Raw genomic sequence first — 18,342 nt, forward strand, 5'->3', positions numbered from 1 at the left:
CCTCAGGCGTACTTCGCGACGACGTCGAGCACGTCGTCGAGCTCGTCGCCCGAGAGGGTGTAGCGGCCCTGTGCGAACAGCGTCCGGAGCTCGTCTCTGTCCTCGGGGAGGACGTCGGCGATCTTGTAGGCGGTCGGTTCGTCGACCTTCTCGAGTTCGAGCAGGCTCTCGACCAGCTCGCGGGACTCCGCCGCCTCGAGGGTCGAAAAGCGGTTCGCGTGCTCGATGGCTCTGGCCAGCTCGTAGCGCATCTCGCGGTCCTCGTCGAGGGCGCGCTCGGCCTCGATGTCGGCGAGGAGCTCCTTCGCCTCCGGCGTGGTGACGTACTCCTCGCCGAGCACCTCCTTGAATATCGTCATGCCTGCTGGCGGAGGTGTGCGGGCGCGGCGATCAGCGTCTTGCTGACGCTTCCGTCCTCGATTTCGACTTTGAACGCGCGGCCCTGCTTGCCGACGACCGTGCCGGTCCGGCCGTTGAACCGCGGGTGGAACTGGCCCTTCGGGACAGAGGGGTCGATCCTGAGGTGGACCTTCTGTCCGTCGTCGAACTGCTGGACGGATCGTCTCGGCGGCGACGTGCCGCTGTCTCTGGCGTCGTTTTTCAGCTTGTTGCGGGTTCCCTCCCGCGGTCCGTTCGAGCTAGGCATTGTTATAACCGAGTATAGGGGTCCGACACATAAAACGTGCGTTCCGGCGGCGCCGGACCCGACGGCGAACGCCCGGTTATATCCGGCCGACCTCGTCGACGGAGACGCTCTCGACGCCGTCAACGTCGGCGAAGGCGTCCTCGACGGCGTCGGTGCCGCCCGCCTCGTCGGGGATGAGAACCGTCGGATACAGCGCGATCAGACCGAAGGCGACGTCCTCGCGGTCGACGCGGCTGATCTTCGCGCCCTCCGGGAGCGTGTTCTCGAGGCGCTCTTGGAGGTCGTCCAGATCGATCTCGGGGCTCTGCGGCATGACCTTCATCTTCGCTGCGACTTTCCCCATCTATGGACCCATGAACCCACAATCGGGGCACTCGTAGAGGTTGCTCTGTTTGCGACACTTCGAACAGCGGTAGATCAAGGCGCCGCACTCCGGGCAGTCGAACTTCGCGGCGGACGTCCCGGAGATGTTGATCCCACAGGAGATGCACGTGTGCTCCCTGCGTTCGTCTGACTGGCTACTCATACGAGACGGTGGGTCGGCGCGACATTTAACGCTTGTCAACCGCCCTGCGATCCGGACCGGGCGGCGAGTGCGGCCGGCTCAAGAGCCCCCGACGCGGACGAGTTGCTTGCCGACGTTCGCCCCCTCGAACAGCCCGAGAAACGCTTCCGGCGCGCGTTCGAAGCCCTCGACGACGGTCTCTCTGTACGCGACGTCGCCGCGGTCGACCCACGCCGAGAGCCGATCGAGCGCCTCGTCCCACCGGCCCTCGTAGTCCCTGACGAGAAAGCCCTCGACGCGGGCGCGACTCTGAATGAGCCGCATCAGCTTCCGGGGACCGGTCGGCGTCTCCGTCGCGTTGTACGTCGAGATCTGCCCGCAGACGGCGACGGTCGCCCGGACGTTCAGAAGCGACCAGACCGCGTCCGTTATCGGGCCGCCGACGTTGTCGAAGTACGCGTCGACGCCGTCGGGACAGTGATCCCCGAGCGCCGAGGGCACGTCCTCGGTCTCGTAGTTGACGGCGGCGTCGAAGCCGATCGACTCGAGCCAGGCCGTCTTCTCGTCCGTGCCGGCGATCCCGACGACCCGACAGCCCGAAAGGGCCGCGATCTGGCCCGCGACGCTCCCGACCGCGCCCGCGGCCCCGCTCACGACGACCGTGTCGCCGGCCGTCGGCTCGACGACGTCCGTCATCCCGAAGTACGCCGTCACGCCGGGCATCCCGAGCACGCCGACGGCGGTCGAGACCGGCCCCCGGTCGGGGTCGACACGCCGGAGGTCCGCCCCGTCGGCGACGGCGTACTCCGCCCACAGCAGGTCGCCGACGACGCTGTCGCCCGCCTCGAACGACGGATGGTTCGACTCGACGACCGAGCCGACGACGGCGGCCCGCATCGGGTCGCCGACGTCCCACGGTTCGGCGTACGATTCGGCGTCGCGCATCCGACCGCGCATGTAGGGGTCGACCGAGAGGTACTCGGTCTCGACGAGGACCTCCCTCGGACCGGGCGTCGGCACGTCGGCCTCGATCGACTCGAAGTCGTCCACCGTCGGTTCGCCGGTCGGTCGGCTCGACAACAGCCACTGACGGTTCGTCGCCATGCACACGCGCCACGCCGGCGGAACAAAGCTTCGTCGGACCGACGAGGCCTTGCCGTTTCGGGCCGAACCCGGCGCATGGACGCCGATCGCCGCACCGACCCCGTCCGCTCGACGGTCCGAGCCCTGCGGGCGGAGGCGACCGCGACCGACGAGCGCCGCCTCGTCGTCCTCAGCGGCGATCGGGCCGCCGGTGTCGACGCCGCGCGGGCGGCACTCGATGCGGTGGACCCAGCGGGCCCGGTCGTCTCGGTCTCCGAAGACCGGATCGTCGGCGAGCGCATCGATCCCTCCGGGACCGCGGCGCTGCTCGGAACGACTCACGAGTGCGTCGTCTTCGACGGTCACGCCGCGCCGATCCCGAACGCACTCGGGCGAGCCGTCGGGACGGTCGGGGGCGGCGGTCTCTGCGTGCTGCTCGCGCCGCCGCTTTCGGAGTGGCCCGAGGCCGACGGCCCCCTCGAACGGCTGTTGGCCGCCCCGCCCTTTTCGGCCGACTCCGTCGGGACCCGGTTCAAGCGGCGGTTGGTGCGGACGCTTCGCTCTCACACCGGGATCGCTATCATCGACGTCGACGCGGGCCGGATCGTAGCCGACGGCACGACGGACCCCGCTCCCCGGCGACGCGCCGATACCTGGACGCGCCCCGAAACGGCGGCGTTTCCGGCCGCGGTGTATGCGGCCTGCCGGACGGCCGACCAGCGGGACGCGGTCCGGGCCTGCGAGACGCTCGCAGACTCCGGGCGCGCCGTCGTGTTGCGGTCCGATCGCGGTCGCGGGAAATCGAGCGCCGGCGGGCTCGCGGCCGCGGCGCTTGCGGCGGGGGGTGCGGATGTCCTCGTCACGGCTCCGGCCTTCCGGAACGCGGCGGAGGTGTTCTCGCGGGCGAGCGAGACGCTCGAGACGCTCGGGGCGCTGTCCGAAACGCGAAAAGAAGCGCGCGGGTCCGCCCTGCGGACGGACGCCGGCGGGGCGGTGCGGTTCCAAACGCCACAACGGGCGATCGAGGACGGGGCCGATATTCTCCTCGTCGACGAGGCGGCGACGCTGCCGGTCCGGCGGCTCGAAGCGCTGCTCTCGGTCGCCCCGGCGGCGTGTTTCATGACGACGGTCCGGGGGTACGAGGGGACCGGACGGGGCTTCGACGTGCGGTTCCGGGACCGCCTCGAGACCGCCCGGACGGTCACGACGGTGACGCTGTCGGAGCCGATCCGGCACGCGCCCGCCGACCCGATCGAAGTGTGGCTGTTTCACGCGCTGTTGCTCGGGGCGACGCCCGCGGCGCCGCCGCTCGTCGACGGCGTCTCGCCGGCCGAAACGGTCTACGAGCGGCTCGATCGTGAGGAGCTCGCGGCGAACGAGCCGAAACTCGCCGAGGCGTTCGGGCTGCTCGTCGCCGCCCACTACCGGACGGAACCGAACGACCTCGCGAGGCTCCTCGACGCGCCGAACGTCGCGGTCCGGGCGCTCACAGTCGGGGGCCACGTCGCGTCGGTCGCCCTCCTCGGCCGCGAGGGCGGTCTCGACGAACGGACGCGGCGCGTCGCCTACGAGGGCGACCGCATCGAGGGCAACCTCGTTCCGGACCTGCTGACGAGCCAGCTCAGAGACCCCGAGGCGGCCGCCCCGACCGGGCTCCGCGTGATGCGCATCGCAACCCACCGCGCGGCCCGCTCGTCGGGGCTCGGATCGAGGCTCCTCGCCGAGATCAGAGACGAGTTCCGCCCCGGCGGGGACGGACGGCCGGGGCGGCTCGGAACGGTCGATTACCTCGCGACGAGCTACGGTGTGACGCCGCCGCTGTGTCGCTTCTGGCGGGAAAACGGCTACCGGAGCGTCCACCTCTCGGCGACGCGAAACGAGGCGAGCGGCGAGCACTCCGTCGTCATGCTCGATCCGCTGTCGCCGGCCGGCCGCGACCTCGCCGACAGGCACAGCGAGTGGTTCCGACGGCGGCTTCCGGGCGCTCTCGGCGGGCCGCTGTCGGCGGTCGACCCGGACGTCGTCCGCGCCGTGATCGGGGCGACGGCGGGCTCGGTGACCGTTTCGCTGTCCGATTTCGAGTGGCGGCTGGTCGCAAGCGCCGTCGACGGACCGGGGCAGTACGGGACCGCCCCGGCCGCCTTCCGGCGGCTCGCGTTCGCGACGCTTCTCGACGGGTGGGCAGACGACGAGACGGAACGGCTCCTGACGACGAAAGTTCTGCAGGGCCGGGCGTGGGACGAGACCGCCAACGCGCTCGGGTTTCCCTCAGAGCGGGCCTGTATGCGGGCTCTCGGCGACGTGTTCGGCCCGATCGTCGAGACGTACGGCGCGGCGGTCGCACGCGAGGAACTCGAGCGGTACCGCGACCCGACGTAGGGCCGGCGGCGACGCGGAACGTTGTGTGTCGCCGGACGACGCGAAAAAACGGGACGGGGCGTTCGGCTACTCGTACAGCCAGGTCTCGTCGATCCGGTCGTACTCCTGGAGCTCCTCGGCGTCGAAAAAGAGGCCGATCTCCCGCTCGGCCGAGCCCTCCTCGGTGTCGGAGCCGTGGATCACGTTCCGGCCGAGATCCAAGCCGAAATCGCCCCGGATCGTCCCGGGGGCGGACTCGGCCGGGTCGGTTTCGCCCATCATCCGACGGACCTGTGCGATCGCGTCGTTGCCCTCCCAGACCATAGCGAAGACCGGTCCGGAGGTGATGAACGACGAGAGGTCGTCGAAGAAGGGCTTGTCGACGTGTTCGGCGTAGTGCTCGCGAGCGAGGTCGTCGTCGATCCGCATGAACTTCCCCGCGACGAGTTTCAGCCCGCGCTCCTCGAAGCGCGAGACGATCTCGCCGACGAGCCCGCGCTGGACGCCGTCGGGCTTGACCATGACGAACGTGCGCTCGGCGTCCGCCATTCAGGCCTCGACCTCCTCGCCGTCCTCGCCGTCCTCGCCTTCGTCCTGGGTCTCGTTTTCGCCTTCGGTTTCGCTCTCTGCTTCGTCCCCGTCGCCGTCCTCGTCGGGGTCTGTCGCCTCCGGATCGGACTCGGCGTCTTCGACGCTCTCGGTCTTGCCCTCGTCCTCCTCGTAGCCGATCCACTCGAGGTCTCGCGCCTCCCGACCCATGAAGTAGTTCTTCTCGCACTTCGCGTCGGCGAACCAGAGCACGGTGCCGTCGGTCTTGACGTACATCGTCCCGGTCCCCGGCTCGATCTCCTGTCCGCTGTAGTCGCAGGTGCGTTTCTGAACCATTATTGGCCTCCGATGGAGTCCGCCTCGCGAGCCGTCTCGCGGAGCTGTAACACGTCGCCGACGCGGACCGGACCGAGGACGTTCCGGGCGATGATCCGCCCTTGGTTTTCGCCCTCCTTGATCCGGCACTTGACCTGCATGGCCTCGCCGTGCATGCCGGTCTTGCCGACGACTTCGATCACTTCGGCGGGCGTCGCGCCGCCCCCGTCGTTTTCAGTGCTCATCCTCTCTCACCTACCGGAGTTCCTCGACCTTCTCGGCGATGTCCTCGACCGCATCGCTCGCGTCGCCCGGGTCGACGATCGCCGCGGCGGCGCTGCCGACCTGCAACCCGGCGGCGTGGCCGATGTCGTCCTGCGTGCCGACGAAGACGTAGGCCGTCTCCTTTTCGGCCGCGATCTCCGGGAGGTGCATGACGACCTCCTCGGGGCTGACGTCTTCGGCGATGAAGACGAGTTCGGCGTTGCCGCGCTCGACGGCTTTGGTCGTCTCGTTCGTTCCCTTCTTTACCGATCCTGTGTCCCGGGCGACCTCGAGGGCCTCGATGGCGTCGTCCTCGAGGTCGGCCGGCACGTCGAAATCTACGTATACTGACATTTGACTTGGCTCCTCCCACGCGCGGGCTCGCGCTCCCCCGCCGTCGAATCCGGGCGCTCGAACGCCCCGGGTTCTCGCACTCCGAGAGTGCGTCTGGGTCCTGTCCGGCTAGGAGCATCACAACCCCGCGTAGGCTGTACCCCACCGTACTGCACCACCGCATAAAAGCGCTTATGAACTGCGTCGGCCGTGACACGCCGCGGCACGGTCCGGCGCCACCCGACCGTGACACGGAAGCGGGCTCCAAACGGCGGGGAAAACGACGGGTCGGTGGCACTACGGGTGGTCGTGGGGGTACGCGGGCGTGGTGCGCGATCGCTTCTCATAGCGGATACAGCGCGGAAACCCACCCGTTCACGGGTGGGAGGAAGCGCGTAAGCTCCGTGCATCCAATCACCAGCCACGACAAGGCCGACTCCCCAGTACTGTTGAATTACCAAGTATACATATGATATATGGAGAAGCGGCGCACTGTCCCAGTGAAACTCGCCGTGGAAAGCGACGACGCCGCACTCCTCGAAGACACCGTAGACGAGTTTCTGTGGGCCGCGGACTACGTCACACACCACGCCTTTGAGGGCGAATACGTTACCACGAGCAAGACCACGCTCCACGACGGCACCTACGAGGACGTGCGCGACGAGACGGCATTGCACAGCAACCACGTCCAAGCCGCCCGAAACAAAGCCGCCGAAGCCTGCAAGAGCGTGGTCGAAAAGTGGAAGCAGGGCAAGAAGGCGTCGATGCCGCACTTCACCAGTCCCCATCTCGTCTACGACCACCGTACCGCCACCTTCCACGACGAGTACGTGTCGCTGGCAACAGTTGACGGGCGCATTGAAACCGACTACGTGCTACCCGACAGCGAACGAGACACGCCCCACGCAGACTACTTCTTCTCGGATGAATACGAGACGACTGGGGCAGAACTGCATTACAGCAACGGCAACTGGATGCTTCACATCCACTGCAAACTGGATGTGGAGTCCGACACGTCGAAACAAGATGCCACCGAGAACGGAACGGTTCTCGGGGTTGACCTCGGCGTGAACAATCTGGCCGTTGCTAGCACTGGTACGTTCTGGACTGGCGACGAGTTCGACCACTGGCGGCGCGAATACGAAAACCGGCGTGGTGACTTGCAGGAACACGGTACGCGGTGGGCGCATGAGAACATCCAATCGGTCGGTCGGAAAGAGGAAGGCCGGTTCAAGATAACGCTTCACCGTATCTCGAACGAGTTAGTGGCTGAAGCTCTTGACCACGGGTGTTCGGTGATAGCGTTCGAGGACTTGACCGATATTCGGGAACGCACTGGTGCGTCGTGGGGGCACAAGTGGGCGTTCAACCGCCTGTACGAGTACGTCGAATACAAGGCCGCCGAGTACGGTATCACGGTTGAGCAGGTAGACCCTGAGAACACGTCACGGCGTTGCTCTGAGTGCGGGTTCACGCACCCGGACAACCGTGAGAGCGAATCCTTCGAGTGCTTGAAGTGTGGCTACGAGAACCACGCTGACTACAACGCCGCGAAGAATATTGGTTTGCGGTATCTCCGCCGGAACCAGACTGGCTCTGGTGGAGGCGCACCCGTAGGCGTGTGCTTAAACAGCGGGATGGTGAACGCGAATGGAGAGTATGAACCTCCTGCCGAAGATTCGGCCAGAGCGGGAGTCCACGCTGAAAGCCCACGGCTTTAGCCGTGGGGTAGCTTACGCTGTCGCGTCCGTGCGCCCCGGGGCTAATGAGTGAAAACATTATTTTTCAAAATACGATATAATCTTATTCGAGTGGAAAGCTTTAAGAGCGTTCGAGCCCTACGTTAGTGTACATGAGCACCCAAGAGACAGTCCGCCGTCAGGCCGGAAGCGTCGAAGAGACCGCCCTCGGGATCGAACCCGAGAAGGCCGAACAGCTGGTCGACGCGCTGAACACCGACCTCGCCGCGGCGTACGTCCTGTACCACCAGATCAAAAAGCACCACTGGAACGTCGAGGGCGCGGAGTTCCTCGGAGTCCACGAGTACCTCGGCGAGGTCGCCGAAGACCTCGAGGAGGGCGCCGACGAACTGGCGGAGCGCGCCCAGGCAATCGGCGGCGTCCCGCTGTCCGGCGGTGCTACCTACGAGGCGCACGCGCCCATCGAACCGGAAGGCGAGGACGTATACGGGATCCGAACGTCCCTCGAGAACGACCTCGAGGCGTTCGGCGTCATCATCGAGTCGATGCGCGACCACATCGAGCTCGCGGACACCCTCGGCGACTACGCCACCGAGGAGATCCTCCGGGACAACCTCGAAACGGTCGAAGAGCACGCACACCACCTCGAGCACTACCTCGAGGACGACTCGCTGGTCGTCGAATCGGCCGTCAACTAGAAGCGTCGTCAGAGGGCGATAGACGCCGCGTACCGTCTTTTACCGCTGGACGTCGACGGTCAGATCGGTCGAGATCCACCCGTCGTTGTTGCCCGGTTCGGTGAACACCGTCCGCTCCGGTGACGTCGCGTGCGCTCGAAGCCCGACCGGGGGTTCGTTCTCTCCCTCCCGCGTCGCCTCGTCTCGTTCGGTGGAAACTCCCATTGCCCTCCTCTCTGCGTCCGACCGTCTAAAGGGTTTTGGTCGGCCTAAACGATGCCGCGCCCACCCGACGGCACCGAGCGCTCGAATCCGGAGGCGAGCGGCTGCGACGGGGCGTACTGTTTTGCGTATCCGCGCCCCAGACGCCGTATGGACGACCGTGACCACGAGCGGCGTCGTGATCTCGAGGACGCGACGGCTGAGCTCACCGAGACGCTCGAGGACCTCAGAGCGGAGCTCCGAGCGCCCCCCGAGGGCCCGCTCGGCCTCCCGCGCCCGCCGACGCCCTCGGAGCTGCTCCGGTTCACGGAGCAGTACACCATCCCCACGCTCATCGCGCTGTTGGAGGCGAGCATTCGGGCGCTCGAGTTGCTCGCCGCCGCGCTCCGCGTCGCCGACGGCCGGCCGATCGACGCGGTCGCGGGGCGCTCCGGAAAGGACGCGGCGCGGGGCTCTCTCGACGCCGTCGGGCGGGCGGGCCGCGATCGGATCGCCGAGGCCAGCCGGGAGACGCTTGCGCGCCTCGACGACGCGCTGGCCGAGTTGCAGTCCGCCGCCGCGGGCGACCCCGCCGACCCGCAGGTCCAGGAACTGCTCGGCGAGGCTCGCGACCTCCGGGCGGAGGTCGACCGGCGGCTGGAGCGGGCCGTCTCGGAGCCCCCCTCCGAGACCGGTAGCGACCGCCCCGAGGCAGGAAGCGATACCGAGCCCGACGGGACGGACCCGGAGACGAGCGAAGAGCGCGTCGGCATCGACGTCGACGAGGAGTTAGCGTCGATCAAGCGACGCGTCGACGACGGACACGCGGGCGAAGCCGGGGTGGACGACGAAAACGAAAGCGAAGACGGAGGCGTATCGAACCGCCAGGGCGATCAAAGCGACGGCGCCTGAGCCGTCCGCCTACTCGATCGGCTCGAACCGGTAGCCGTCCCACGATTGGCTCTCGGGCTCTCGGATCCCGGCGCCCGGCTCCCGCAGCTCGTCGCACTCGACCGGGCGGACCTCGTCGCCGGTCTCGACGTCGCCGGTCGTGAGCTGACAGAGCGCTCGGACGGCCGTCCCCTCGACGTCGAACTCGACGATCGCCAGGTGGTTCGGCTCGCGGACCCCCGGCGGCGTCGCGTGCGACGTCGTCCACGTCACCACCTCGGCCGTGTACTCGCTCAGATCGACCGTCCCGACGGGCTCGCTCCCATCCGGGCCGATCGGGTGTCCGGGGTACGTGATCGATCCGTCGTCGTAGCGGTAAGCGTCCATCGTCATCGGCGACCCTCCATGATGGCCGTCGTAACGCAGTTCCCGAACCCGCCGACGTTACACGCCACCCCGACGTCGGCGTCGACCTGCCGATCCCCGGCGTCGCCGGTCACCTGCTTGTAGATCTCATAGCCCTGTGCGACCCCCGACGCCCCGAGCGGGTGGCCCTTCGATTTCAGCCCGCCGGAGGTGTTGATCGGCCGCTCGCCGTCGATGGCCGTCGTGCCCCGATCCATCTCCTTCCAGGCCTCCCCCTCGGGGGCGAACCCCAGCGCCTCCATCTGGAGGAACTCGAGGATCGTGAACATGTCGTGGAGCTCGGCGACATCGACGTCTTCGGGGCCGATGCCGGCCATCTCGTAGGCCTGCCGACCGGACTCGACGACGCCGCCCATCGTGGTCGGGTCGGTCCGCTCGTGGACGACGTGGGTGTCCGTCGCGCCCGCGACCCCGGAGACGACGGCGTACTCGTCGGTGTACTCCGAGGCGACCTCCTCGGGGCAGAACAACAGCGCCGCCGAGCCGTCGGTGATCGGGCAGAAGTCGTACAGGCGGAGCGGGTCGGCGACCATCGGCGCCTCCATCGCCGTCTCGACGTCGATCTCCTTTCGGAACTGCGCGTGGGGGTTGTCGACGCCGTTGGCGTGGTTCTTGACGGCGACCTTCGCGAGGCTCTCGCGGGGCGCGCCGTACTCCTCTAAGTACAGCCTGGCGGCGAGGCCCGCGAACGACGGCAGCGTCACCCCCTGTTTGTACTCGACGGGGTGGGTCAGCGAGGCGATGACGTCGGTCGCCTCGCCGGTCGTGCGGTGTGTCATCTTCTCGCCGCCGACGAGGAGGGTCATCTCGGAGGCCCCGCTGGCGACCGACTGCCAGGCCGCGTAGATCCCGGCCCCGCCCGAGGAGGAGGTCTGATCGACGCGTTGGGTGTACGCCGGCATCGCCGACAGATCGTGTGCGAGCGCGTTCGGGACGCCGGTCTGACCCTCGAACTCGCCGCTGGCCATGTTCGAGACGTAGAGGTGATCGATCCGGTCGGACTCGACGCCGGCGTCGTCGAGACAGGCCATCCCGGCCTCGGCGAGCAACCCGAGGATCCACTCCTCGCGCTCGCCGAACTGGGTCATCGACGCGCCGATTACTGCCACATCTGACATAGCGGCCACATCAGACCCGACCGGCCTAAACGTTCCGCCCTGTCGCTTGCGGCCGCCGCGGCGAACGGAAGGGTTTTTGGTTTGCCTAAACAATGGACGGGCAATGAACGACACTCCGTCCGCCGACGACCGCGGAGGCGATCGCGATGTCGAGTGAGCTCCGAGCGCCGCGATCGGCCGAGGAGACCTCCGAGGCGGCCGAGCGGCCCGAGGCGTCCGATCGCGAGCGCTCGCGCCCGGAGGCGGTCCTCGAACTCGACGGGATCCGGAAGTCCTACGACGGAACGCCCGTGATCGGCGGCCTCTCGTTGACCGTGCGCGACGGCGAACTGCTGACGCTTCTCGGCCCCTCGGGGTGCGGCAAGACGACGACGCTGCGTCTCATCGCCGGGCTCGAACGCCCCGACGAGGGCACCGTGCGACTCGGTGGGCAGGCCGTTACCGGCGACGGGTTCGTGCCCGCAGAACAGCGCGATGTCGGCGTCGTCTTCCAGGAGTTCGCGCTGTTTCCGCACCTCTCGGCGCGCGAGAACATCGCCTTCGGGATCGACGAGTGGCCCGACGCCGAGCGCCGAGAACGGGTCGAGGAGCTGCTCGAACTCGTCGGCCTCGCGGACCACGGCGACAAGGCGCCGGACGAGCTCTCGGGCGGCCAACAGCAGCGCGTCGCCCTGGCGCGGTCTCTGGCCCCCGAACCGCGGCTGTTGTTGCTCGACGAGCCGTTCTCGAACCTGGACGTCGACCTCCGCGTGGAGATGCGCGAGGAGGTCCGGGAGATACTGAAAGAGACCGGCGTCACCGCCGTCTCTGTGACCCACGACCAGGAGGAGGCGATGTCGATCTCCGACCGCGTCGCGGTGATGAACGACGGCACCATCGAGCAGATCAACACGCCCGAGGAGGTCTTTCAGCGGCCGGAATCGAAGTTCGTCGCCGGCTTCCTGGGCCACGCCTCCTTCGTCGCCGGCGAGGTCAGAGACGACTGCGTCGAGACCGACATCGGGTGCGTGCCCCTCGATCGGATCCACGGTCTCACCGACGCCTACACCGGGAGCGAGGTCGATCTCATGGTCCGCCCGGACGACGTCGAGGCCCGCCCCGCCGGCGGCGAGGCGGCCAACGGCGAGGTCGTCCACCGGCGGTACCTCGGCCCGACGGTGCTGTACCGCGTCGAGACCGACTCCGGGGACGTCGTCGGCTGCACGCACAACCACGCCGATAAGGTGTCCCTCGACGACCCCGTCTTTGCGACCATCGTCGCCGAGCACGACCTCGCGTGGTTCCCGCGGGACGGACGAACGGCGGGGCGGGACGCGACCGAACGCGAGCGGTGAGTTTTTTTATCCCCCGGCGCTTGCCGGTCACCGCCCCTGAGAGAGCCGCGCGGCGGTGTCGGAGGGCAGCCCCTCGGCTTCGATCCGCTCGCACACTCGCTCAACGTCGTAGGCGGTCCGACGGAGCGACACCGCGCCCGTTTCGGTGTTTAATACGGCGTAGGCGGCCCGCGGATCGCCGTCGCGGGGCTGACCGACGCTGCCGGGGTTGAGCACCGTCCGGCCGTCGACCCGCTGTTCGTGTTGGACGTGGGTGTGCCCGAGCACGAGCCCGTCGTACCCCTCAAGATACGGCTCGAGATCGGGGAACGACTCGGGGTACACGTAGGCGTCGCGCCGGCCGGGGTCCGGGTGGCTGTGAACCATCCGGTAGGCGCCCCCGGCGATGTCCGTCCGCTCGGGGCGGGTTCGGAGCCACTCGCGTTGTTCCTCCGAGAGCTCCGCGACCGCGTGTTCGAGTCCGGCGTGTGCCATCTCGTTGTGCGCGTACTGCCGGGTGTCGTCGAGGGTCCGGTCGTGGTTGCCCTGAACCGTCACCGCCGCGACCGACCGGATCCGCTCGACGCAGGCGGCCGGCCACGGGTTGTAGCCAACGACGTCGCCCGCACAGACGACCCGATCGACCGGTGGCAGATCCTCGAGGACGGCCTCGAGCGCCGGAAGGTTCGCGTGGACGTCCGAGACGATGCCGATCTTCATACGCCTCTTTGTCGGGCGATACACGTCAGTCTGTGGCCGTCCGATCGGCGGCGAAACGCCCGTCTCTTCGCCCCGCTGGAAATGTATTTTTTCCATCATGAATATCGGGGCTCGGAGCGCCGGCCGGATTACGCGGCGCGTAACCGACCGAGCATTTTTGTTTCTGCAGCCCTTTTCACACGTATTCACATGTCTATTGACCATCCACAAGAAGCATCGTCTGCGCCGGTGAAGGTACTTCATATCGATGACAATTCCGGCTTTCTGGACCTCACGAAAGCGTTCCTCGAGTCGGAGGTTCCCGCCACCGACATCGACACGGCGACCGGGCCGGAGGCCGGACTGGAGGCGCTCGAGGAGAACACCTACCACTGCGTCGTCTCGGACTACGACATGCCGGGACACAACGGCCTCGAGTTACTCAAGCGCGTCCGCGAGGAGTACCCCGACCTCCCGTTTATTCTGTACACCGGCAAGGGCAGCGAGGAGATCGCCGCCGAAGCGATCAACGCCGGCGTCACCGGCTACTTCCAGAAGGGCGGCCCCGACCAGCACCGCCGGCTCGCGAACCGCATCGAACACGCCGCGACCGAACACCGCGCGCGGATCGAGTCCGAGCGGTACTCGACGGTGCTTCGCGCGCTCGGGTACCCGATCTACGTCGTCAACGAGAACGCCGAGTTCGAGTACGTCAACGGCGCCTTTTTGGAGCTGACCGGGTACGAACGCGAGGAGGTGATCGGCAGCGGCCCGGGGCTCATAAAGTCCGAGTCGGGCACCGAGCGGGCAGACGAGATGCTCGCGGGGATCGTCTCGGAGACAGGACCGAACACCCAGCAGTTCCGCGTCGACATACGGACGAAAGACGGCGAGATCGTCCCGTGTCACGACCACATGGCCGCGCTGCCGTTCGGCGAGGAGTTCCGGGGCTCAGTCGGTATCCTCCGGGACATCTCTGCCCAGAAACAGACGCGCGAGGAGCTCATCCGACAGAACGAGCGACTCGAGGAGTTCGTCTCGATCGTCTCGCACGACCTGCGCGCGCCGATCAACAACGCGAAGACGGCGGCGTCGCTCGCCGAGTCCACCGGCGACGCGGCGCACTTCGAGCAGCTCGCGGCCGAACACGACCGGATGGAGGAGATGATCGACGAGCTCCTGACGCTCGCGAGGGAGGGCGAGACGGTCGCCGAGACCGAACCGGTGCGGCTCGCGCCCCTCGTCGAGGACTGCTGGGAGCCGTTCTGTTGTGCCGAGGACGCGATCAGACTGGCGCTCGACGAGGACGTCACCGTCGAGGCCGAGCGGTCTCGGCTCCGGCGGCTCGTCGAGAACCTGCTGCGCAACAGCGTCGAACACGGCGCCTCGCCGGTGACTGTGACCGTTGGGGAACTCGACGACGGCGGGTTCTACGTGAGCGACGACGGCCCCGGAATCGCCCCCGAGGACCGCGACGACGTCTTCGAGCCGGGCGTCACGTCCGAGGAGGACGGCACCGGGTTCGGCCTCACCATCGTAAAGCGGATCGCCGACGCCCACGGGTGGGACGTGACCGTCTCCGAGAGCGACGACGGCGGCGTACGCTTCGGGTTCGTCACCGCGGAGGACCCGTTTGCCGCCCCCGAAAGAGCGGTGTCGACGGAGCGCGCCTGAGTGGCCGCGGCGGAGCCGGCCGCCTCATTGGAAACGCCTATATATCGAGCCTGAGCCTTACGCGTAGGGATCGATGCAACTGAGTTACCTCCAGTTTCACGCGGTCTTTCTGCTTCCGGCTCTCGCTTTGCTGCTGTACATCGCCCCCCACTACGGGTCGGTCCGGCGGCGTCGAAGCGCCGTTGGGATCACCATCCTGGTCACGATCGCCTTCGCCTACACGACGCCGTGGGGGAGCTACATGATCCAACGCGGCGCGTGGTGGTACGGGGAGGGCGCGGTGTCGTACCGCAGGCTCTCGGTGCCGCTCGGCGAGTACCTCTTTTTCGTCTTCAAGACGGTGCTCGTCGGGCTGTATCTCCACGTCAGGGGCTTCGATCCGACATACCGCGACGGCGACTTCAGCAGGATCCCCCGAATCGCGGGAGCGGCGGTCGGCGTCGGGATGCTCGCCGCGGGGCTCTATCTCGTGACCCTGGGCGATCGGTTTCTGTACCTCGGGAGCCTCATCGCGTGGGTCGGCCCGGTCGTTGCGATCCAGTGGTCGGTCGGCGGGGGGTATCTGATCCGGACGCCGCGGGTCTGGATCGAAGCGACGCTCGTGCCGTCGGCGTACCTCTGGGTGGCCGACCGCCTCGCCATCGGGATGGGGACGTGGGTCATCTCCGAGCGCTACACGACCGGCATCGCGGTGTTCGGGCTGCCGATCGAGGAGATGCTGTTTTTCGCCTCGGCGGCGACGATGACCGTCACGGGGCTGGTCCTCTTTGAGTGGGCGCTCGATTACAACGATCAAACGCGGGCCCTCGAACGGTACATGCCCGCCTCGATCATGCGCGGACTCGGGGCGAAAGAGCCCGACGGCGGCTGAGGACCGCCTGTTTTCCACCGGTCGCCGCTACTCTGTGGCCGTCGGTGCCAACACGATCAAAGCAGCGCTGGCCTCGGACGCGACCGGGGCGATCTCTTGGTCGCCCCTGAAACGCGCGACGTCGCCCGCCGTCAACTCGAAGCGTTCCCCGCCGAGGCTTCTGCGCTCGTGTGAACACATACGGAGGATACTTCTGGAGCCCACCGGTGAGCGTTCTCCCGAACGTGTTCCGGGTGTTCGACGCTTCGCGGAACGGCCGGGCGTGTCTCATACGCCTCGGACGCGTGGCTGGATCTGGTCCGGCATTTTATATCGTAACATACGGTTTATGCAATCGAGACACAACGGGAACGATCGAGCCCGAACCGAGTACGGTAACGCCTGGCAGGGACGTCCGGTCGGTTCAACCGTGGGGTGTCCTTCGATGCGGCGGTCAAGCGCCTCGGCGCACGAACAGTCAAGCCTCTGTGGGCGTCGGAACTGTGTTCGGGGATCCGTAAGGCGCGACGCGCTCGTTACTATCAGCCGGTGACGGCCACGGCCCCTGTCTCTGGAATCTCGTAGAGTCCGAGCGTAGCGCCGGGCGGCTGCTGCAACGGGCGTTCGAACTGTCCGTTAGGACGGCTTCGAGCGATACGGTACGACAGTAGTACGATCGGAGATCGGACGGCCCGGATGGCTCAGCTAACAGCGCGCTCGTGCGGTTGATGTCCCCTGCGGCTCCGCTCGCGGGGTTTTTTCTCCGGAGTAGATATTCTGCGAGAGAGTGCACGTTCATTTACCGATAGTGAAAAGTCAGGCCAGTACGATCCCTCGCGATATGACCGGCACGTTCTCTCTGCGCGGTAGAGATCCGTCCCTTGGATAGCCTCCTCAAGACGTGATCCGGAGACCAACGGTGTGCTGGCAACTGGGTTCGCTTCCCAACCGTACTCGCGGGCACTCTCGGGCGACCGGACAGGGCGGGATTGACGCGGCCTGGGGCTACCTCCCGGAGTTGCTACAGGCGTTTGCTGATTCACCCGATCGGCCCCGCGTCGGCTCCTGTGCGTTCATTGGTGATCAGACGGAGATCGCCGGCGAGCCGAGAAACGGTTGGCGCGTCAGGTCTCGTCGTTCCGGCCGGCGCGCCGTAGTGTATACGTATTTCTAATGTACCGACTGTTTTAATACATTAGAAATATGGATAAACATTCTATCACCCGCCGTTCGGTGCTGTAGACTAGCCGATAAGGGCTTTTATCGCGATGTCTGACGTAGATTAATGTGAGTGCCGTCCGAACGCCGCATATGGCGAGTGGTGACCAACGCGTCTCCGTTCAGACGTACGTGCCGGCGGACCAGCGGGAGCGGTGGCGTCGCGAGGCCGAAGAGATGGACATGAGCCAGGCCGAGTACGTCCGATCGATGGTTCAGGCGGGCCGTCGAGGGTTCGAGCTCTCCTCCGAGGACGGCGAACAGACAAACCCCGTCGAACCCGGTTTCGAGGACGAAACTGCAGGGGTCGACGGACTGAAACACCGTGTCCTCGACGTTCTTCGGACGACGGAGTTCGCCGGGTGGGATACGCTCCTGGCGGGCGTGACCGACGACATCGAGGAGCGACTCGAAGGCGCACTCGAGGAACTGCAGGCCGAAGACCGGATCAGATACAGCGGCCGACACGGCGGGTACACGGTGATCGAGGATGAGCACTGAGGCGGGCAGCGACACCGCGGCCTCGGACGATCCGGTCGCGTACTTCCTCGAGGAGATGACATTTCACGGGCGGACCGAACGAACCCGGGACGCCTACGAGCGCGTGTTGCGGTCGTTTAGATCGTTTCTCGAGGATCGCGGCGTCGCCCTCGCGGGGGCCGACCGCCGGACGTGCATGATGTGGGTATACGCCCTCCGGGAGGACCACGCCGACAGCACCGTTGCGTCGTACGCGGCCTACGTCCATCGGTTCTACACCTACATGACCCAGGTCGGCGCGTTCGAGTCGAACCCGATGGCCCTCGTCACCGAGGAGATGGACGAGTCGATCCAGACCGATCCCACGCGGCGGGAGATACCGCTCGGATCGATGCGGGCGTTCGTCCGCGACGTGGAACATCCCCTCCAGCGGGCGCTCGTCTGTACGCTTCTCAAGACGGGGATCCGGGTCGGCGAGTGCTGTAACCTCGATCTCCGGGACGTCTACCTCGACGATCCGGAGGTTCGGGCGGCGTACGAGACGCCGAACCGGGCCGCACTGGACGGTCGGCCGGACTCGGTGTACGTCCCGAGCGAGCCCGCCAGAGGGGCGGAGTACAACGGCGAAACGCGCTCGGCGTCGAACAAGCGGAAGCGATCGACGATCATCCCGATCGACGCGGAGCTGAAACGGGTCCTGAAGCGCTGGCTGGCGATCCGTCCGGACGCGACGTCGGCGGCCGAGCCGTTTTTCGTCTCGACGGACGAGTGGGGGCGCCGCATGACCCCCTCGATGGTCCGTAACATCGTCACCTCGCGCGCGAGCGAACGCGGCTGGTACCGGACGGGCGGAAGCGCCGAGGAGAACGTGACGCCGCACTACTTCAGGCACTTCTTTACGACCCATCTCAGGGACCGCACCGGCGACCGAGGGGTCGTCAAGTACCTCCGGGGGGACGTCGCGAGCGATGTCATCGACACCTACACGCACAACTGGGGTGACCGGGTCCGGGCCGTCTACGAGGAGAACGTGTACCGACTG

23 protein-coding genes are annotated in these 18,342 nt (G+C 67.0%); 9 read left to right on the top strand and 14 right to left on the bottom strand.

Features of this window, described 5'->3' with window-relative positions; translation table 11 throughout:
- Positions 1-2: 2 nt before the first annotated feature.
- The 5 genes from Q0916_RS04745 to Q0916_RS04765 all read right to left on the bottom strand — a co-directional run bounded on the left by Q0916_RS04745 (position 3) and on the right by Q0916_RS04765 (position 2,255).
- Positions 3-359, bottom strand: coding sequence for an RNA polymerase Rpb4 family protein (locus Q0916_RS04745; protein WP_299235070.1), 357 nt, complete (start codon positions 357-359; stop codon positions 3-5).
- Positions 356-646 carry a 50S ribosomal protein L21e gene (locus Q0916_RS04750; RefSeq protein WP_299235073.1) on the bottom strand — a complete coding sequence of 97 codons (291 nt, stop codon included), beginning with the start codon at positions 644-646 and terminating at the stop codon, positions 356-358. Before Q0916_RS04750 ends, Q0916_RS04745 begins: the two co-directional genes overlap by 4 nt.
- A 76-nt stretch (positions 647-722) precedes the next feature.
- Entirely contained in the window at positions 723-989 is a 267-nt protein-coding gene (locus tag Q0916_RS04755; RefSeq protein ID WP_299235076.1) for an elongation factor 1-beta, read from the bottom strand.
- Positions 990-1,172 (bottom strand): HVO_2753 family zinc finger protein, encoded by a 183-nt coding sequence (locus Q0916_RS04760; protein ID WP_299235079.1) that lies wholly within the window; start codon positions 1,170-1,172, stop codon positions 990-992. It lies immediately after the preceding gene.
- 78 nt (positions 1,173-1,250) lie between these two features.
- Positions 1,251-2,255, bottom strand: coding sequence for an NADP-dependent oxidoreductase (locus tag Q0916_RS04765; RefSeq protein ID WP_299235082.1), 1,005 nt, complete (start codon positions 2,253-2,255; stop codon positions 1,251-1,253).
- A 75-nt stretch (positions 2,256-2,330) separates the two neighbouring features.
- Here Q0916_RS04765 and tmcA point away from each other — a divergent pair, with 75 nt between their 5' ends.
- Positions 2,331-4,613, top strand: a complete 2,283-nt coding sequence (gene tmcA / locus Q0916_RS04770; protein WP_299235084.1) for a tRNA(Met) cytidine acetyltransferase TmcA — start codon at positions 2,331-2,333, stop codon at positions 4,611-4,613.
- Between the two features lie 66 nt (positions 4,614-4,679).
- Here the strand turns inward: tmcA and ndk are convergent, their stop codons facing one another.
- Genes ndk through rpl7ae form a run of 4 tightly spaced genes read right to left on the bottom strand, consistent with a single transcriptional unit; the run spans position 4,680 to position 6,074 of the window.
- The gene (gene ndk / locus Q0916_RS04775; RefSeq protein WP_299235086.1) at positions 4,680-5,141 is read right to left on the bottom strand and encodes a nucleoside-diphosphate kinase; all 462 of its coding nucleotides are present in this window, start codon (positions 5,139-5,141) and stop codon (positions 4,680-4,682) included.
- The gene (locus Q0916_RS04780) at positions 5,142-5,477 is read right to left on the bottom strand and encodes a 50S ribosomal protein L24e (RefSeq protein WP_299235089.1); all 336 of its coding nucleotides are present in this window, start codon (positions 5,475-5,477) and stop codon (positions 5,142-5,144) included.
- Positions 5,477-5,701 carry a 30S ribosomal protein S28e gene (locus Q0916_RS04785; protein ID WP_299235092.1) on the bottom strand — a complete coding sequence of 75 codons (225 nt, stop codon included), beginning with the start codon at positions 5,699-5,701 and terminating at the stop codon, positions 5,477-5,479. The genes Q0916_RS04780 and Q0916_RS04785 overlap by 1 nt, the downstream gene beginning before the upstream one ends.
- Before the next feature lie 10 nt (positions 5,702-5,711).
- A complete protein-coding gene (gene rpl7ae, locus Q0916_RS04790) occupies positions 5,712-6,074 on the bottom strand; it encodes a 50S ribosomal protein L7Ae (protein WP_299235095.1) in 363 nt (120 codons plus the stop codon).
- A gap of 455 nt (positions 6,075-6,529) precedes the next feature.
- Between rpl7ae and Q0916_RS04795 the strand changes: the two genes are divergently transcribed.
- Positions 6,530-7,774 (top strand): RNA-guided endonuclease InsQ/TnpB family protein, encoded by a 1,245-nt coding sequence (locus tag Q0916_RS04795; protein WP_299235098.1) that lies wholly within the window; start codon positions 6,530-6,532, stop codon positions 7,772-7,774.
- 131 nt (positions 7,775-7,905) lie between these two features.
- Positions 7,906-8,451 carry a DNA starvation/stationary phase protection protein DpsA gene (gene dpsA, locus Q0916_RS04800; protein WP_299235101.1) on the top strand — a complete coding sequence of 182 codons (546 nt, stop codon included), beginning with the start codon at positions 7,906-7,908 and terminating at the stop codon, positions 8,449-8,451.
- 39 nt (positions 8,452-8,490) lie between these two features.
- Here the strand turns inward: dpsA and Q0916_RS04805 are convergent, their stop codons facing one another.
- A complete protein-coding gene (locus Q0916_RS04805) occupies positions 8,491-8,655 on the bottom strand; it encodes a hypothetical protein (protein WP_299235105.1) in 165 nt (54 codons plus the stop codon).
- Between the two features lie 147 nt (positions 8,656-8,802).
- On the opposite strand from Q0916_RS04805, the gene Q0916_RS04810 reads away from it, so the two are divergent.
- Positions 8,803-9,543, top strand: a complete 741-nt coding sequence (locus Q0916_RS04810) for a DUF7547 family protein (RefSeq protein ID WP_299235107.1) — start codon at positions 8,803-8,805, stop codon at positions 9,541-9,543.
- Between the two features lie 9 nt (positions 9,544-9,552).
- On the opposite strand, the gene Q0916_RS04815 is transcribed toward Q0916_RS04810, so the two are convergent.
- Positions 9,553-9,915 (bottom strand): OB-fold domain-containing protein, encoded by a 363-nt coding sequence (locus Q0916_RS04815; protein ID WP_299235110.1) that lies wholly within the window; start codon positions 9,913-9,915, stop codon positions 9,553-9,555.
- The gene (locus Q0916_RS04820; RefSeq protein WP_299235112.1) at positions 9,912-11,066 is read right to left on the bottom strand and encodes a thiolase C-terminal domain-containing protein; all 1,155 of its coding nucleotides are present in this window, start codon (positions 11,064-11,066) and stop codon (positions 9,912-9,914) included. The genes Q0916_RS04815 and Q0916_RS04820 overlap by 4 nt, the downstream gene beginning before the upstream one ends.
- 146 nt (positions 11,067-11,212) lie before the next feature.
- Between Q0916_RS04820 and Q0916_RS04825 the strand changes: the two genes are divergently transcribed.
- The gene (locus Q0916_RS04825) at positions 11,213-12,400 is read left to right on the top strand and encodes an ABC transporter ATP-binding protein (protein WP_299235115.1); all 1,188 of its coding nucleotides are present in this window, start codon (positions 11,213-11,215) and stop codon (positions 12,398-12,400) included.
- Between the two features lie 27 nt (positions 12,401-12,427).
- Here Q0916_RS04825 and Q0916_RS04830 read toward each other — a convergent pair whose 3' ends face one another.
- The gene (locus Q0916_RS04830; RefSeq protein WP_299235118.1) at positions 12,428-13,099 is read right to left on the bottom strand and encodes a metallophosphoesterase family protein; all 672 of its coding nucleotides are present in this window, start codon (positions 13,097-13,099) and stop codon (positions 12,428-12,430) included.
- Between the two features lie 228 nt (positions 13,100-13,327).
- Between Q0916_RS04830 and Q0916_RS04835 the strand changes: the two genes are divergently transcribed.
- Positions 13,328-14,752: an ATP-binding protein gene (locus Q0916_RS04835; protein ID WP_299235121.1), complete on the top strand. Its 1,425-nt coding sequence runs from the start codon at positions 13,328-13,330 to the stop codon at positions 14,750-14,752.
- 73 nt (positions 14,753-14,825) lie between these two features.
- Positions 14,826-15,623 (top strand): lycopene cyclase domain-containing protein, encoded by a 798-nt coding sequence (locus Q0916_RS04840; RefSeq protein WP_299235124.1) that lies wholly within the window; start codon positions 14,826-14,828, stop codon positions 15,621-15,623.
- A gap of 27 nt (positions 15,624-15,650) precedes the next feature.
- On the opposite strand, the gene Q0916_RS04845 is transcribed toward Q0916_RS04840, so the two are convergent.
- On the bottom strand, positions 15,651-15,803 hold the full coding sequence (locus Q0916_RS04845; RefSeq protein WP_299235127.1) for a hypothetical protein: 153 nt from the start codon (positions 15,801-15,803) through the stop codon (positions 15,651-15,653).
- A 1,110-nt stretch (positions 15,804-16,913) separates the two neighbouring features.
- Between Q0916_RS04845 and Q0916_RS04850 the strand changes: the two genes are divergently transcribed.
- Both Q0916_RS04850 and Q0916_RS04855 read left to right on the top strand, forming a co-directional pair.
- Positions 16,914-17,321, top strand: a complete 408-nt coding sequence (locus Q0916_RS04850; RefSeq protein WP_299235130.1) for a DUF5805 domain-containing protein — start codon at positions 16,914-16,916, stop codon at positions 17,319-17,321.
- On the top strand, positions 17,311-18,342 hold a 1,032-nt coding region (locus tag Q0916_RS04855; protein WP_299235133.1), incomplete at its 3' end, for a tyrosine-type recombinase/integrase. The genes Q0916_RS04850 and Q0916_RS04855, both read left to right, overlap by 11 nt.

Origin of the sequence: Natronomonas sp., from assembly GCF_028274965.1 — an archaeon.
In the GTDB taxonomy this organism is placed as follows: domain Archaea; phylum Halobacteriota; class Halobacteria; order Halobacteriales; family Haloarculaceae; genus Natronomonas.

What these genes read in the sequence shown, in the direction of transcription:
- Q0916_RS04745 (WP_299235070.1), bottom strand. Translation starts at nt 359, where the DNA reads ATGACGATATTCAAGGAGGTGCTCGGCGAGGAGTACGTCACCACGCCG.
- Q0916_RS04750 (WP_299235073.1), bottom strand. Translation starts at nt 646, where the DNA reads ATGCCTAGCTCGAACGGACCGCGGGAGGGAACCCGCAACAAGCTGAAA.
- Q0916_RS04755 (WP_299235076.1), bottom strand. Translation starts at nt 989, where the DNA reads ATGGGGAAAGTCGCAGCGAAGATGAAGGTCATGCCGCAGAGCCCCGAG.
- Q0916_RS04760 (WP_299235079.1), bottom strand. Translation starts at nt 1,172, where the DNA reads ATGAGTAGCCAGTCAGACGAACGCAGGGAGCACACGTGCATCTCCTGT.
- Q0916_RS04765 (WP_299235082.1), bottom strand. Translation starts at nt 2,255, where the DNA reads ATGGCGACGAACCGTCAGTGGCTGTTGTCGAGCCGACCGACCGGCGAA.
- tmcA (WP_299235084.1), top strand. Translation starts at nt 2,331, where the DNA reads ATGGACGCCGATCGCCGCACCGACCCCGTCCGCTCGACGGTCCGAGCC.
- ndk (WP_299235086.1), bottom strand. Translation starts at nt 5,141, where the DNA reads ATGGCGGACGCCGAGCGCACGTTCGTCATGGTCAAGCCCGACGGCGTC.
- Q0916_RS04780 (WP_299235089.1), bottom strand. Translation starts at nt 5,477, where the DNA reads ATGGTTCAGAAACGCACCTGCGACTACAGCGGACAGGAGATCGAGCCG.
- Q0916_RS04785 (WP_299235092.1), bottom strand. Translation starts at nt 5,701, where the DNA reads ATGAGCACTGAAAACGACGGGGGCGGCGCGACGCCCGCCGAAGTGATC.
- rpl7ae (WP_299235095.1), bottom strand. Translation starts at nt 6,074, where the DNA reads ATGTCAGTATACGTAGATTTCGACGTGCCGGCCGACCTCGAGGACGAC.
- Q0916_RS04795 (WP_299235098.1), top strand. Translation starts at nt 6,530, where the DNA reads ATGGAGAAGCGGCGCACTGTCCCAGTGAAACTCGCCGTGGAAAGCGAC.
- dpsA (WP_299235101.1), top strand. Translation starts at nt 7,906, where the DNA reads ATGAGCACCCAAGAGACAGTCCGCCGTCAGGCCGGAAGCGTCGAAGAG.
- Q0916_RS04805 (WP_299235105.1), bottom strand. Translation starts at nt 8,655, where the DNA reads ATGGGAGTTTCCACCGAACGAGACGAGGCGACGCGGGAGGGAGAGAAC.
- Q0916_RS04810 (WP_299235107.1), top strand. Translation starts at nt 8,803, where the DNA reads ATGGACGACCGTGACCACGAGCGGCGTCGTGATCTCGAGGACGCGACG.
- Q0916_RS04815 (WP_299235110.1), bottom strand. Translation starts at nt 9,915, where the DNA reads ATGACGATGGACGCTTACCGCTACGACGACGGATCGATCACGTACCCC.
- Q0916_RS04820 (WP_299235112.1), bottom strand. Translation starts at nt 11,066, where the DNA reads ATGTCAGATGTGGCAGTAATCGGCGCGTCGATGACCCAGTTCGGCGAG.
- Q0916_RS04825 (WP_299235115.1), top strand. Translation starts at nt 11,213, where the DNA reads ATGTCGAGTGAGCTCCGAGCGCCGCGATCGGCCGAGGAGACCTCCGAG.
- Q0916_RS04830 (WP_299235118.1), bottom strand. Translation starts at nt 13,099, where the DNA reads ATGAAGATCGGCATCGTCTCGGACGTCCACGCGAACCTTCCGGCGCTC.
- Q0916_RS04840 (WP_299235124.1), top strand. Translation starts at nt 14,826, where the DNA reads ATGCAACTGAGTTACCTCCAGTTTCACGCGGTCTTTCTGCTTCCGGCT.
- Q0916_RS04845 (WP_299235127.1), bottom strand. Translation starts at nt 15,803, where the DNA reads ATGTGTTCACACGAGCGCAGAAGCCTCGGCGGGGAACGCTTCGAGTTG.
- Q0916_RS04850 (WP_299235130.1), top strand. Translation starts at nt 16,914, where the DNA reads ATGGCGAGTGGTGACCAACGCGTCTCCGTTCAGACGTACGTGCCGGCG.